The sequence below is a fragment of the Simplicispira piscis genome (assembly GCF_054783455.1).
In genome coordinates, this window is sequence record NZ_BAAGQN010000007.1 from 58,258 (window position 1) to 71,027 (window position 12,770).

The window sequence follows — 12,770 nt, forward strand, 5'->3', positions numbered from 1 at the left end:
GGTGGTTCCCATGAATGCTTTGCTGCAGCACCGGGGCCACAATCTCATGGGGTCGGGCCGGTCTATTGCCGTGCAGAACTTCAACGAGCAGGCCTGCATCCTCGGCCTGGGGGCGTTCTACAGCCTGTCCACCAAGTTGGGACTGTCGGCCTTTGGCGCGATCACCGCCTTTGGCGTGGTGGTGGCTGGCATCATGTGGGTGATCCAGCGCTGGCATGCCCACAACTGTGCCAAATATCCTGAAGAGATGGACCACCTGCTGCGCATCGCCCGGCAGGATACGCTCCACTAAAACTCCGTTTTTGATAGCTTGCAGCGCTTTCCAGTAAAGCGCTGGAGGCCATTTTGATGAAAAAATCCTTGCCCGTTTTCGCGCTGCTGTTCAATGCTTTTGTCTGGGGCGTTTCCTGGTGGCCTTTTCGGTTGCTGCACGGTGCGGGCTTGCACCCGCTGTGGGCCACGGCGCTGATGTACCTGCTGGCGCTGGTCACGCTGCTGGTGCTGCTGCCCGGCGCCTGGCGCCAGGTGCTGCGCTACCCGGGCCTGTGGTTGCTGGCGGTCAGCGCAGGGCTGACCAATGTGTGTTTCAACTGGGCCGTGACGGTGGGCGATGTCGTGCGCGTGGTGCTGCTGTTCTATCTCATGCCCGCCTGGTCGGTGCTGCTGGCCTGGCGATTTTTAGGCGAAGTGCCCACGCCGCTGGCGCTGCTGCGCCTGGCACTGGCTTTTGCGGGCGTGGTGCTGGTGGTGCTGCCGCCGGGTGTGCCGCTCAGCCAGTTGGCGCAGGGCCTGTCGGCGGTCGATTTGCTGGCCGTGGCGGGTGGTTTTACCTTTGCGCTGACCAATGTCATGTTGCGCCGACTGCACCAGGTGCCCGAGCAGGCGCGCATGCTGGCCATGTTTGGTGGGGGCGCGCTCATGGCTGCGCTGGTGGCGGCAACGGGCATGGCTGTGGGTATCGTCACGCCGGTGCCCCCGGTGGCCATGGGCTGGGTGCTGGTGGCACTGGGGCTGGCGCTGGCGTTTTTGGTGGGCAACTACGCGCTGCAATACGGTGCGGCGCGGCTGGCAGCAGGCACTACGGCCCTGGTCATGCTGACCGAGGTGGTGTTTGCCAGCGCCTCTTCATGGCTGCTGGACGCCGCTGCGCTGCAGGAGCGTACGCTGGTGGGCGGGGTCTGCATCATGCTGGCGGCCTTGCTGGCCGTTGTGCCTGCCCGCAGGCGCCTTACATGAAAAGGCTGACGCAGGCCTCGTTCCATTCATGCCCCTGCTGCGACCAGGGCCCCACGCCCGGCGGCGGAAAGCCCGAGCGGCAGTAGCCCTGCTGCGCTTCAAAATCGAACACCGCGTGGGGGTAGTCGTTGATGAGCAGCGCCACCTTGCTGCCGTCGGCGGTCCAGCCGATGCGCACCGTGGACGCCTTGTCCTTGTCGGTCACGCTGGCCACGTTGTAGATGTGCAAGGCATCCTGGATCGACTGGCCCTTGGCGGCGCGGTCGATGGCGTAGAAGTAGCCGGTTTCGCCATCGTCTTCAAAGACGGCACTGAAATGCCCCGTGGGCGCGGCCCCCTCGATCATGAGGGCCTGGCCCACCAGGAGTTGCCTGACGGCTGCGACATGGATTGGCATGGTGATGGACTGGGCGAGGGCGCAGGCCCCCGATTCCCGCAACAGGTGGATGGATGCCCAAAGTTACCACGCGGTGGGTGCGATTTTCTGCTCTGGATGCCGCGATTGCGATCCGCGACGGCTGAAAAGGCCATGTGCCCGCACCCGGCAGCGGCCCTTCAAAGGCGCTACGATGACCGGCCCACGCGCCTGCCGCGCCGCCATTGCCTTTGCACCGGAGCCCCCATGCCAACCATTTACGACTTTGACGCCCAGAACATCCATGGTGAGATGGTGCCGCTACGCCAGTACGAGGGCAAGGTGCTGCTCATCGTCAACACGGCCAGCGCCTGTGGCTTCACGCCGCAGTTTGGCGGGCTGGAGGAGCTGCACCAGCAGTACGGCAGCAAGGGGCTGGTGGTGCTGGGCTTTCCATGCAACCAGTTCGCGCACCAGGACCCGGGTAGCAATGAGGACATCGCCAGCTTCTGCCAGCTCAACTACGGCGTGAGCTTTCCGATGATGGCCAAGATCGACGTCAATGGAGCGGATGCCGCCCCGCTGTACCGCTGGCTGGCCGCCGAGGCCCCGGGCCTGCTGGGCAGCAAGGCCATCAAGTGGAATTTCACCAAGTTCCTGGTGGGCAAGGACGGCCAGGTGATTCGCCGCTATGCACCGCAGGACACGCCGTCCAAGCTGGCGGGCGATATTGAAGCGGCCCTGGCCTGAATTTTCCGGACGCCGTTCCCATGCTCATCAACTGCGTTGTCTACGAAAACGGTCGCAAGCGCGCTGACATCAGTGTGGACGACATCAGCGACTGGCTGCACAAGCCCGACTCCTTCGTCTGGGTAGCGCTGCTGGACCCGTCGGACGAAGAACTCGAGCAGATGCAACAGGAGTTCGGTCTGCATGAACTCGCCGTTGAAGACGCCCGCAAAGGCCATCAGCGGCCCAAAATTGAAGAGTATGGCGAGATGGTGTTCGTCGTGCTCCACCTGCCCGAGTCCGGTTACGACGCCGAGGACGTGGGCGAGGTCGCCATTTTTGTCGGGCACAACTACGTGCTTTCGGTGCGGCGGCGCAGCCAGAAGGGTTTTCAGGATGTGCGCGAGCGCTGCGAGCGCGAGCCGCTGCTGCTGCGCCATGGCTCAGGCTTTGTGCTGTATGCCCTGATGGACGAGGTGGTGGACCGCTATTTCCCGATGATCGATGACTTTGAGTCGGAGCTGGAGACCATCGAGGAGCACATCTTCGATCGGGGCGCGGCGCGCGGCAACATCGAGCGGCTGTATGCCCTCAAACGCCGCACCACCGTGTTGCGCCATGCCGCAGGACCGCTGCTGGAAGTGGCAGGCAAGCTGCACGGCGGGCGAGTGCCCGAGGTGTGCACGGGCTCGCAGGAGTATTTCCGCGACGTGCACGACCACCTCTCGCGCATCAACGGGGCCATCGACACCATCCGCGACACCATCGGCACGGCCATCCAGGTGAATCTGTCGATGGTGACCATCGAAGAGTCCGAGACCACCAAACGCCTGGCGGCCTGGGCAGCCATCTTTGCCGTGTCCACGGCCCTGGCCGGCATCTGGGGCATGAACTTCGAGCACATGCCCGAGCTGAAATGGGCCTTTGGCTACCCGGCGGCGCTGGCGGTAATCTTTTGTTCCGGCGCCGTCTTGTACTGGCGTTTTCGCAAGACCGGCTGGCTGTAGAAGTTACCGGTCAAAAATGCCTTCAAGGCATGCTGGACAAGCGCCATCAGCTACTTTTTTTGCAGCTGATGGCGTTCTGCCTCAGGCCGCTGCGTCCGGTGCAGGCGCAGGTGCAGTGGCGCGCTGGCGGGCGTTGTGCAGGCTGCGCTCTGCGGTGCGCGGGTCCATGCCATACATGTCGGCAAATTCCGCCACGGTCTTGCCGCTGGCTTCGTAGGCGCGCAGCAGGGCTTCTTCGCGTGCCTGCAGGGCAGCCAGTTCGGTCAGGGCCTCGGCCAGCACGGCGTTGGCGGCTTCGTCGCGGGAGTGCATGCGTTCGGTGTATTCCTCGCGCGTCAGGCCGCTGGCCTGGATATTGCGCACGATGCGCGCCACCAGTTTGGGCCGCAGATCCTCGCCGCCCCGGCCCTGGCGGCGGCGGTGCACCTCCAGCAGTGCCTGGTGGATGTGCTCGGGGGCCATGGCTTCTACCGGCTGGCCCTGCAGGTCGTGGCGCTGGCGCCCTTCGGCAACGCTGTGCAGGTAGCGGGTGGAGCGTGTATGGATGCCCAGGGCCAGTTTCAGCGCTTCGCGCTCAAACAGCTCGGGGTGTGCGGCCAGCAGGTCCTGGAAGATGCCGCGCTTGAGTGGCAAAAACACTGCGCCAAAGAGTTGCGGGTACAGCTCGGCCAGCTTTTCCAGCACGGGCGGCACGGGCCGTGGCGCGCGGGGCGTCTTGGCCTGGCCATCGGCCTGCGGTGCACCGGCACCGGCTGCGGGACCTGCACCTTTACGGCGGCCGCGGGCGTTGCTGCGCGTGGCGTTGGCGGGCGGGGGCGTGCCCTGCGCGCTGGCGGGAGCGTTCACAGGCCCCTCGTTCGCGGCCGTGCCTGGGGCTGCGGCGGTAGCGGGGGTCTGGTCAGGTGCGGGCGCGGAATCGGTCATGGCAGAGCAGGAGAGGGGGCAACAAAACCCTCAATCATGCCAGCCTTGGCGCACCACGCTGTGCGGCGGGCTCGCGCCGAGGGTGAAATCATGCAGCCAACGCGTCGTCCAGCACCTGCACCCAGTGGCGCACCGGTGTCCCGGTGCCGCTTTGCAGGTGGGTGATGCAGCCAATGTTGGCCGAGGTGATGACGACCGGTTCCAGGGCGGACAGGTGGCCGATCTTGCGTTCAAGCAACTGGTGCGAGAGCTGGGCCTGCAGCACCGAATAGGTGCCAGCCGAGCCACAGCACAGGTGCGATTCGTTGAGGGTCAGGCGCACATCGAAGCCCAGCGTGCGCAGGTGTTGCTCTACCCCGCCGCGCAGTTGCTGGCCGTGCTGCAGCGTGCAAGGCGGGTGGAAGGCCACCACGCCCTGCGGGATGTTGCGCAGGCGGCCTTGTAGCGCTGGGGCAATGTCGGGCAGCAGTTCCGAGAGGTCGCGTGTCAGCGCGCTGGTGCGCGCGGCCTTGTCGGCGTACTGCGGGTCGTGGCGCAGCAGGTGGCCGTATTCCTTCACGGTGACGCCGCAGCCCGAGGCATTCATGACGATGGCTTCGACCGCGCCGCTCTCGATGTGCGGCCACCAGGCATCGATGTTGGCGCGCATTTGTGCCAGGCCGCCGTCCTGGTCGTTCAGGTGGAACTTGACGGCACCGCAGCAACCGGCCTCGGGTGCCACCAGGGTCTGGATACCGGCCGCGTCCAGCACACGCGCCGTGGCGCTGTTGATGCCCGGCATCATGGCGGGCTGCACGCAGCCCACCAGCATCAGCACCTTGCGTGCGTGCTCGCGCGTGGGCCAGGCACCGGCGGGTTCGGGTGCGGGCACCTTGGCGCGCAGGCTGGCGGGCAGCAGGCCGCGCACGGCCTGGCCCATCTTCATGGCGGGGGCGAACAGGGGTGAGGGCAGGCCTTCCTTCAGTGCCCAGCGCAGGCCTCGCTGCACCAGCGGGCGTGGCACCTTCTCGTCCACGATCTTGCGGCCGATGTCCACCAGGTGGCCGTACTGCACGCCGCTGGGGCAGGTACTTTCGCAGTTGCGGCAGGTCAGGCACCGGTCCAGGTGCAGTTGCGTGGCGCGTGTGGGCTGCGCGCCTTCGAGCACCTGTTTGATGAGGTAGATGCGGCCCCGCGGGCCGTCCAGCTCGTCGCCCAGCAACTGGTAGGTGGGGCAGGTGGCGGTGCAAAAGCCACAGTGCACGCATTTGCGCAGGATGGCTTCGGCTTCGATGCCTTCGGGGGTGCCTTGGAATTCGGGGGCCAGTTGGGTTTGCATGGTGGGGCTCAGGGGCTGCAACAAATCAGGGGGCGGGCGGTGGGTTCTGCCCGGCGGCGGGGGTGCCGTGCGCGCGGCGGCTGTTCGGGCGCAGGCGGGCGCGGTCGATCCACAGGGGCGGCAGGGCCAGCGCAAATAGCACCAGCGCCAGCGGCACCACAAACACAAAGCCCACATGTTTGAACCCGGCGGCACCGGCGATGCCGCCCACCAGAAACATGGCCAGCAGCCCGGCAAACAGGCGCAGGCGCTGGCGGTTGGCGCGCACCTGCTGGTCGGGCGGGCTGGCGCTGCTGTTCCAGTAGAGCATCTTGCCCAGCTCAATCCCCAGGTCGGTGATGACGCCGGTCATGTGCGTGGTGCGGATCTGGGCCGAGGACATCTTGGTCACCGTGGCGTTCTGCAAGCCCATGATGAAAGACAGCAGCAGTACCGTGACGGGCACGGCAAACGGCGTATGCCAGTTAAGCGTGACCGCGCCCACCAGCCCGAACACCAGCATCAGCAGCGCCACGATGAGCAGCGGCAGTGCGTAGCTGCTGTGCAGCCGGTGCTGGCGTGCCCAGTTCACCAAAATGGCAGTGAGCGCCGCGCCGCTGACAAAAGCCAGCAAGGCCCCCACGGCGCTGAGCACCAGCACCATGTTGCCCAGCACCAGGTTGTCGGCCAGCAGGGACACAAAACCCGTCATGTGCGAGGTGTAGAGCCGCACCACCAGAAAGCCCCCGGCGTTGACCGCGCCCGCGTTGAAGGCGAGCAGCAAGCCCAGCCGCCGGTTGCTGGCCACCGTGCGGTGCTGGCCGGTGAGGTGGCGAAATCGCCGCACGGGCTAGCGCTGCCAGGCCATGCGGCCTGGGTTGAAGATGCCGGCCGGGTCAAAGCTCTGGCGCAAGCGTTCGTGGATGGCTTGCAGTCCGGCGGGTAAAGGATCAAAAAAGGCTGCAGCGCTTGTTCCATCAGCGCTATGCGCTCTGAAAAGTGAAGCGCTGCCGCCTGCCTGGCGGGCGGCGTCGTGCAATGCCTGTGCGTGACCGGGGGCGGCCTGCACCCAGCGCAGCGCGCCGTGCCACTCGACCAGCGGCGGCGCCACGCCGCCGGGCAGCGCCAGCACTGGCGCGGTGGCGGGCAGTGACAGGCGCCACAGATCCAGTCCGGCGCTGGGCCCTGCGGTGAACCAGGGCAAGGCCTGGTCGCGGCAGGCGGCCCAGTCGGCGGCCACGCGGGCGTTGTCCTGGCGCTCGCCGCCCATGCTGCGGCAGGCTGCCTCGACGGCGGCCACGGCGCCGCGCAGGCGCACGTAAAGCGTGTCCATGCCCGCGTCGTGCACCCAGCAGCTGGCGTTGAGCGGCAGTGGCTGGCCGCCCCAGGCGTGCAGGCGGCGCAGGGCTTCGGCCTGGCCCAGTTCAAAGCGCAGCGTGGCCTCGGCCGGAGCCACGGGCAGTACCTTGAGGCTGACCTCGGTGATCACCCCCAGCGTGCCCCAGGCGCCCACCATGAGGCGCGAAATGTCGTACCCGGCCACGTTCTTCATCACCTGGCCGCCAAACACCAGGTGCTCGGCGCGGCCATTGATCAGTTGCAGACCCAGCACATAGTCGCGCACCGCGCCCACGCTGGCGCGGGCCGGGCCCGACAGGCCCGCTGCCACCATGCCGCCCACGGTGGCACCCGGGCCGAAATGCGGTGGCTCAAAGGGCAGGCACTGGTTTTTTTCGGACAGGACTGCTTCCAGCTCGGCCAGCGGCGTGCCCGCACGCACGGTCACCACCAGCTCGGTGGGCTCGTGGCTGACGATGCCTCGCCAGTCCCGGGTGTCCAGCAGCTCACCTGGGGGCAGGGTGCCGTGAAAATCCTTGCTGCCGCCGCCACGGATGTGCAGTGGTGCCTGGCGCGCGCCTGCGGCGCGCACCTGTTCAATCATGTGGTGAAGGGCGCTTTCCATAGGCTTGGATGGTAAGCCTTGGGGTCTGCCTGTGCGCGGCAGCGCGGCCCTGGGCTGTGTGAATTTTCTGCACGGGCCATGTGAGCGTTTTCGCCCACAGTCACGCTGTATTTCTTGTGTTTGCTACTAATTTAATAGCTATCTGCGCTTGATTGGATTGCGCTGGAAGCATATTTTGTTCAAATTTTCAGCGCAAAAAAAGCCCGCCGTGCGGGCGGGCTACAAGCACCTTGGAGTTTTCCGCGCTGTCCTGCCGTGGCCCCACCAGACACCACGGCAGGGACGCTTCAGCGGCTGTAAGCCGTTTCGCCGTGCGAGGTGATGTCCAGGCCTTCGCGTTCGGCTTCTTCGCTCACGCGCAGGCCCACCAGCATGTCGGCCACCTTGTAGGCCACCAAGGCCACCACGCCGGACCACACGATGGTGACCAGCACGCTCTTGGTCTGGACCCAGACCTGGGCGCCCATGGCATAGGTGTCGGGGGTGAGGCCGCCTGTGCCGCCCAGGCTTTGCGAGGCGAACACGCCGGTCAGGATGGCGCCCAGAATGCCGCCCACGCCGTGCACGCCAAACACGTCAAATGCATCGTCCGCACCCAGCATGCGCTTGAGACCACCCACGCCCCACAGGCAGACGATACCCGCGATCAGGCCCATCACGATGGAACCCATGGGGCCCACGAAGCCTGCTGCCGGGGTCACGGCCACCAGCCCGGCCACAGCGCCCGAGGCCGCGCCCAGCATGGAGGCCTTGCCCTTGTGCAGCGATTCACCCGCCAGCCACGACAGGGTGGCCGCGGCCGTGGCCAGCACGGTGTTGATGAAAGCCAGGCCCGCCACGCCGTTGGCGGCACCGGCCGAACCTGCGTTGAAACCGAACCAGCCCACCCATAGGAGCGAGGCGCCCACCATGGTCAGCGTCAGGCTGTGCGGGGTCAGCGCTTCCTTTCCGTAACCAATGCGCTTGCCCACCAGGTAGGCGCCCACCAGCGCGGCCACACCGGCGTTGATGTGCACCACCGTGCCCCCGGCAAAGTCGAGCGCACCGTCCTTGGCCAGCAGGCCGCCGCCCCACACCATGTGGGCCATGGGGATGTAGCTGAAGGTGAACCACAGCAGCGAGAAAATCAGCACGGCCGAGAAGCGGATGCGTTCAGCGAACGAGCCCACGATCAGCGCCACGGTGATGGCGGCAAAGGTGGACTGGAAGGCCACGAACACATATTCCGGAATGGTGGGCAGCAGACCCGAGAGCGTGTCGGGTGCGATGCCCTTGAGGAACAGCTTGTCCAGCCCGCCGAAGAACCGGCCCTCACCGGTGAATGCCAGGCTGTAGCCGTACAGCGCCCACAGCACGCTGATGATGGCAAAGACCACGAACACCTGCACCAGCACCGACAGCATGTTCTTCGAGCGGGCCAGGCCGCCGTAGAACAGCGCCAGGCCGGGGAGGGTCATCAGGATGACCAGCAGCGTGGAAGTGAGCATCCAGGCGGTATCGCCCGAGTCGAGCTTGGGTGCGGCGGCCGGTGCGGCCGGGGCCACTGCAGCCGCGGCCACAGGCGCAGCCGGGGCTGGCGCTGTCGCCGTGTCGGTAGCTGCAGCCGGTTCGGCCGGGGCCGCCATGGCGGCGGGTTCGGGAGTGGCAGGTGCCTGGGCCAGGGCGAGCGGTCCGGTGGCCAGCAGGCCCAGCCCTAGCAGGAGGGAGGCAAGCAGTTTTTTCATGGCAGTTTCTCGCGTTGGGTGGAAGGGGTGGCTTACAGGGCGTCCTGGCCGGTCTCGCCGGTGCGGATGCGTACCACCTGTTCGAGGGCGGAGACAAAAATCTTGCCGTCGCCGATCTTGCCGGTGCGCGCCGCGCCTTCGATGGCCTCGATGACGCGCTCGACCAGGTCGTCGGCAACGGCGGCCTCGATCTTCACCTTGGGCAGGAAGTCCACCACGTACTCGGCGCCGCGGTAGAGCTCGGTATGGCCCTTCTGGCGGCCAAAGCCCTTTACTTCGGTCACCGTGATGCCCTGCACCCCGATGTCGGAGAGGGCCTCGCGCACTTCGTCGAGTTTGAACGGCTTGATGATGGCAGTCACCATTTTCATTTTCAGTTCCTCCTTACAGAGTTTTGGTCAGGGTGACGAGCAGGCGCGACTGGTTGGCGGGTCCGAAATAAGCCTTCTTGTTGGCGCCCGCCACGGCTGCGCCGAGCGAGAGACCGCCGCCAAAGTCGTAGGCCGCGCCGAGGCTGTAATCCATGTAGTTGGGCACGCCCATGTCCTTGATATCGCTGGCAAAGCGCGTGAACCCGACCGAAGCCTTGAGCGTGACCGAGGGCGCCACTTCCTGCGCCACCGAGAACGCCAGGTAGCCCGTGTTGGTGCCCTTGAGGCCCGAGCCTGCCTTGGCACCAGCCCAGCCGAAATAGTCCTTCGACACCGTGTGCGAGTACTTGGCCGTCAGCGGCCCCCAGGTGGTCGCGGCGTACAGCTCGGTGGTGTTGCCTGTGGTGTTGCCGGGATAGAGGTAGGTGAGGGCGCCCAGGTCCCAGTCCAGCGCACCGGCCTTGAATTTGTAGCCGCCGTACAGGTCCATCTCGATGGAGTTGCCGGGCAGCCAGTGCACGCTGGAGTTCCAGTTGCCCACATACCAGCCGGATTCGCCAAAGGCGTAGTCAAAACCGCCCTGCAGCGCAGGCTTGACGGCCCGGGTTTTGCTGGTGTCCTGGTCCTGGCCACGGTACTTGTAGTTGGAGGCCAGGCCCAGGTTGCCGCTGAGCTGCGCGCTGGCCATCAGAGGCATGGCCGCCACAAGGGCGATACCGAGGGTCTTGAGAGATGTGTGGTTCATGGGTCCTCCGGTCAGAAAAAAACAAGCGATAGCCTGTCTACGCACAGACCGTGCCAGGCCTTTCACCGCTACATTCGCAGGGCGGTACATGGCCTTTGCACCGGACTGGTGCATGGCCGCCGGCCATTGCGCCCGCCGCCCGCAAACCGCACTCGTCTGGGGAGAAATACACGCATGAGTCTTGCTTTGGTGCAAAGCCGCGCCCTGCTGGGGTTGCAGGCGCCGCCTGTCACTGTCGAGGTGCACCTGGCCAATGGCTTGCCCAGCTTCACGCTGGTGGGACTGGCCGAGGTCGAGGTCAAGGAGGCGCGTGAGCGCGTGCGCTCGGCGTTGCAAAACGCCGGGCTGGAGTTCCCGCACAACAAGCGCATCACCGTCAATTTGGCTCCGGCCGATTTGCCCAAGGACTCGGGGCGCTTCGATCTGCCCATCGCCCTGGGCATCCTGGCGGCCAGCGGTCAGATCGATGCCGCCCGTCTTGCAGGCTATGAGTTTGCGGGGGAGTTGTCGCTCTCGGGCGAGCTGCGCCCCGTGCGCGGAGCGCTGGCCACCAGCCTGGCGCTGCGTGCGCTGCCCGCCGGGGTGCGGTTGGTGCTGCCGCCGGGCAGCGCCGAAGAGGCCGCGCTGGTGCCCGACGCCCAGGTCTGGCGTGCACGGCATCTGCTGGACGTGGTACAGCAGTTTTTGCCGCCCGGCAGCACGGGTGAAGGCCCGGCGCCCGAGGACAGTGGCTGGACGCGCATGCAGGCTACGCCCCTGCAGACCACGGGTGTCTATGCCGACCTGGCCGATGTCAAAGGCCAGGCCCTGGCCAAGCGCGCCCTGGAGATCGCAGCCGCCGGCGGCCACAGTCTTTTGTTGATGGGGCCGCCTGGCTCGGGAAAATCCATGCTGGCCCAGCGCTTTGCCGGGGTGCTGCCGGATATGACGGTGGACGAGGCGCTGGAGAGCGCCGCCGTGGCCAGTCTGTGCGGCCGGTTTGCACTGGAGCGCTGGGCCCTGCGCCCCACCGGCAGCCCGCACCATACGGCGAGTGCGGTGGCTCTGGTGGGTGGTGGCTCACCGCCGCGCCCGGGCGAGATCTCGCTGGCGCACCATGGCGTACTCTTTTTGGACGAGTTGCCAGAGTTTCCCCGCGCCGCCCTCGAAGCCCTGCGCGAGCCGCTGGAGACGGGCCATATCACTATCTCGCGGGCTGCGCAGCGGGCTCAATTCCCCGCACGTTTTCAGATGATTGCCGCCATGAACCCTTGCCCCTGCGGCTACCGGGGCGCCACGCAGCGCGCCTGCCGCTGCACGCCCGACCAGGTGGCGCGCTACCAGGCGCGGCTCAGCGGCCCATTGCTCGACCGCATCGACCTGCATGTCGAGGTGCCAGCCCTGCCTGCACAAGATTTGCTGAATGCACCCCCGGGTGAATGCAGCGCGGCCATCCGCGTGCGCGTGGTGCAGGCCCGCCAGCGGGCCACGGCGCGCCAGGGGTATGCCAACCAGGCCTTGCAGGGGCAGGCGATCGATGTCCATGCCCTGCTGGAGCCCGCAGCGCTGCAGTTTTTGCAGACGGCTTCCGCCCGGCTGGGGTGGTCGGCCCGCGCCACGCACCGCGCCCTCAAGGTGGCCCGCACCATCGCCGACCTGGCGGGCGCACAGCACACCCAGGTGGCGCATGTGGCCGAGGCCATGCAGTACCGCCGCACGCTACACGGCTAGCAAAAGCGCCCAATCGGTCACGTTCTGCCGCTGTGGTGCGCAGGTGCACGGGTGTCCAAAAAGGGTTCAGGACGTTACAGTGGCGCGGCAAGGCCGTCCCCCAGGTTCGCGCGGGGCGCCCATTTCAGGAAAGGCAAGACCATGCAGACATCGCGTTTCATCGTTTCCACCGCCGTACTGGCGCTGCTGGCAGGCGTATCGTTCACGGCGGCAGCGCAGCAGAAAATGCGCCCCGGCCTGTGGGAGCACAACGTCAGCTTCAAGACCCAGAGCGGCCAGATGGAAGCGGCCATGGCCGAGATGCAGAAATCCCTGGCCAGCATGCCGCCTGCACAGCGCAAGCAGATGGAACAGATGATGGCCCAGCAAGGCGTGGGGCTGGGGGCCACGGGCCAGAGCGTCAAGGTCTGCGTCACCAAGGAGCAGGCCGATCTCGACAACATTCCCCAGCAGGAGGGCTGTACACAGCAGGTGCAGCGCGTGGACGCCAACACCATGAAGGTGGCTTTCAGCTGCAAGGGCGGGCAGGATGAGCCGCCGTCCAGTGGCGAGGGCACGGTCACGTTTCAGGGCCCCAAGGCCTATTCCGGGCAATTCAAGTTCAAAACCGTCCAGCAGGGCAAGCCCGAGCAGATCGACATGGCGCAGAAGGGCCGCTGGATATCGGACAGCTGCGGCACCATCAAACCCATGCCCACTGGGCGCTGAG

Annotated in this window: 13 protein-coding genes and 1 pseudogene; 6 read left to right on the forward strand and 8 right to left on the reverse strand. The window is 66.4% G+C overall.

The window, feature by feature from the left end:
- Together ACYVOC_RS03560 and ACYVOC_RS03565 are read left to right on the forward strand one after the other, a co-directional pair.
- A pseudogene (locus tag ACYVOC_RS03560) lies at positions 1-292 on the forward strand (lysophospholipid transporter LplT); the annotation flags it as partial.
- Positions 293-348: 56 nt separating this feature from the next.
- On the forward strand, positions 349-1,236 hold the full coding sequence (locus tag ACYVOC_RS03565; protein ID WP_116005677.1) for a DMT family transporter: 888 nt from the start codon (positions 349-351) through the stop codon (positions 1,234-1,236).
- Here the strand turns inward: ACYVOC_RS03565 and ACYVOC_RS03570 are convergent.
- A complete protein-coding gene (locus ACYVOC_RS03570) occupies positions 1,229-1,633 on the reverse strand; it encodes a DUF2251 domain-containing protein (RefSeq protein ID WP_461160909.1) in 405 nt (134 codons plus the stop codon). The two genes, ACYVOC_RS03565 and ACYVOC_RS03570, sit on opposite strands and share 8 nt — an antisense overlap.
- A gap of 225 nt (positions 1,634-1,858) precedes the next feature.
- Between ACYVOC_RS03570 and ACYVOC_RS03575 the strand changes: the two genes are divergently transcribed.
- Together ACYVOC_RS03575 and corA are read left to right on the forward strand one after the other, a co-directional pair.
- Positions 1,859-2,341, forward strand: coding sequence for a glutathione peroxidase (locus ACYVOC_RS03575; protein ID WP_116005678.1), 483 nt, complete (start codon positions 1,859-1,861; stop codon positions 2,339-2,341).
- Between the two features lie 20 nt (positions 2,342-2,361).
- Complete coding sequence (gene corA, locus ACYVOC_RS03580) at positions 2,362-3,327, forward strand: magnesium/cobalt transporter CorA (protein ID WP_116005679.1); 966 nt, start codon at positions 2,362-2,364, stop codon at positions 3,325-3,327.
- A gap of 81 nt (positions 3,328-3,408) precedes the next feature.
- Here corA and ACYVOC_RS03585 read toward each other — a convergent pair whose 3' ends face one another.
- The 7 genes from ACYVOC_RS03585 to ACYVOC_RS03615 form a co-directional block, all read right to left on the reverse strand.
- Positions 3,409-4,251 carry a ProQ/FINO family protein gene (locus ACYVOC_RS03585; RefSeq protein ID WP_461160910.1) on the reverse strand — a complete coding sequence of 281 codons (843 nt, stop codon included), beginning with the start codon at positions 4,249-4,251 and terminating at the stop codon, positions 3,409-3,411.
- Positions 4,252-4,339: 88 nt separating this feature from the next.
- Positions 4,340-5,569 (reverse strand): glycolate oxidase subunit GlcF, encoded by a 1,230-nt coding sequence (gene glcF / locus ACYVOC_RS03590; RefSeq protein ID WP_461160911.1) that lies wholly within the window; start codon positions 5,567-5,569, stop codon positions 4,340-4,342.
- 25 nt (positions 5,570-5,594) lie between these two features.
- Positions 5,595-6,395 carry a YoaK family protein gene (locus ACYVOC_RS03595; RefSeq protein ID WP_461160912.1) on the reverse strand — a complete coding sequence of 267 codons (801 nt, stop codon included), beginning with the start codon at positions 6,393-6,395 and terminating at the stop codon, positions 5,595-5,597.
- Between the two features lie 3 nt (positions 6,396-6,398).
- Entirely contained in the window at positions 6,399-7,511 is a 1,113-nt protein-coding gene (glcE, locus tag ACYVOC_RS03600) for a glycolate oxidase subunit GlcE (RefSeq protein WP_461160913.1), read from the reverse strand.
- 287 nt (positions 7,512-7,798) lie between these two features.
- On the reverse strand, positions 7,799-9,235 hold the full coding sequence (amt, locus tag ACYVOC_RS03605) for an ammonium transporter (protein ID WP_116005684.1): 1,437 nt from the start codon (positions 9,233-9,235) through the stop codon (positions 7,799-7,801).
- Between the two features lie 32 nt (positions 9,236-9,267).
- Positions 9,268-9,606 carry a P-II family nitrogen regulator gene (gene glnK / locus ACYVOC_RS03610; RefSeq protein WP_461160914.1) on the reverse strand — a complete coding sequence of 113 codons (339 nt, stop codon included), beginning with the start codon at positions 9,604-9,606 and terminating at the stop codon, positions 9,268-9,270.
- 13 nt (positions 9,607-9,619) lie between these two features.
- Positions 9,620-10,351, reverse strand: a complete 732-nt coding sequence (locus ACYVOC_RS03615) for a TorF family putative porin (protein WP_461160915.1) — start codon at positions 10,349-10,351, stop codon at positions 9,620-9,622.
- Between the two features lie 174 nt (positions 10,352-10,525).
- Between ACYVOC_RS03615 and ACYVOC_RS03620 the strand changes: the two genes are divergently transcribed.
- A complete protein-coding gene (locus tag ACYVOC_RS03620) occupies positions 10,526-12,061 on the forward strand; it encodes a YifB family Mg chelatase-like AAA ATPase (RefSeq protein ID WP_461160916.1) in 1,536 nt (511 codons plus the stop codon).
- A gap of 141 nt (positions 12,062-12,202) precedes the next feature.
- Positions 12,203-12,769: a DUF3617 domain-containing protein gene (locus tag ACYVOC_RS03625; RefSeq protein ID WP_461160917.1), complete on the forward strand. Its 567-nt coding sequence runs from the start codon at positions 12,203-12,205 to the stop codon at positions 12,767-12,769.
- Position 12,770 lies beyond the last annotated feature (1 nt).

Bases quoted from the DNA above. Each gene is read 5' to 3' on its own strand.
- glnK (WP_461160914.1), bottom strand. From the start codon at position 9,606: ATGAAAATGGTGACTGCCATCATCAAGCCGTTCAAACTCGACGAAGTG.
- ACYVOC_RS03620 (WP_461160916.1), top strand. From the start codon at position 10,526: ATGAGTCTTGCTTTGGTGCAAAGCCGCGCCCTGCTGGGGTTGCAGGCG.
- ACYVOC_RS03625 (WP_461160917.1), top strand. From the start codon at position 12,203: ATGCAGACATCGCGTTTCATCGTTTCCACCGCCGTACTGGCGCTGCTG.
- corA (WP_116005679.1), top strand. From the start codon at position 2,362: ATGCTCATCAACTGCGTTGTCTACGAAAACGGTCGCAAGCGCGCTGAC.
- ACYVOC_RS03575 (WP_116005678.1), top strand. From the start codon at position 1,859: ATGCCAACCATTTACGACTTTGACGCCCAGAACATCCATGGTGAGATG.
- ACYVOC_RS03565 (WP_116005677.1), top strand. From the start codon at position 349: ATGAAAAAATCCTTGCCCGTTTTCGCGCTGCTGTTCAATGCTTTTGTC.
- glcF (WP_461160911.1), bottom strand. From the start codon at position 5,569: ATGCAAACCCAACTGGCCCCCGAATTCCAAGGCACCCCCGAAGGCATC.
- glcE (WP_461160913.1), bottom strand. From the start codon at position 7,511: ATGGAAAGCGCCCTTCACCACATGATTGAACAGGTGCGCGCCGCAGGC.
- ACYVOC_RS03585 (WP_461160910.1), bottom strand. From the start codon at position 4,251: ATGACCGATTCCGCGCCCGCACCTGACCAGACCCCCGCTACCGCCGCA.
- amt (WP_116005684.1), bottom strand. From the start codon at position 9,235: ATGAAAAAACTGCTTGCCTCCCTCCTGCTAGGGCTGGGCCTGCTGGCC.
- ACYVOC_RS03570 (WP_461160909.1), bottom strand. From the start codon at position 1,633: ATGCCAATCCATGTCGCAGCCGTCAGGCAACTCCTGGTGGGCCAGGCC.
- ACYVOC_RS03615 (WP_461160915.1), bottom strand. From the start codon at position 10,351: ATGAACCACACATCTCTCAAGACCCTCGGTATCGCCCTTGTGGCGGCC.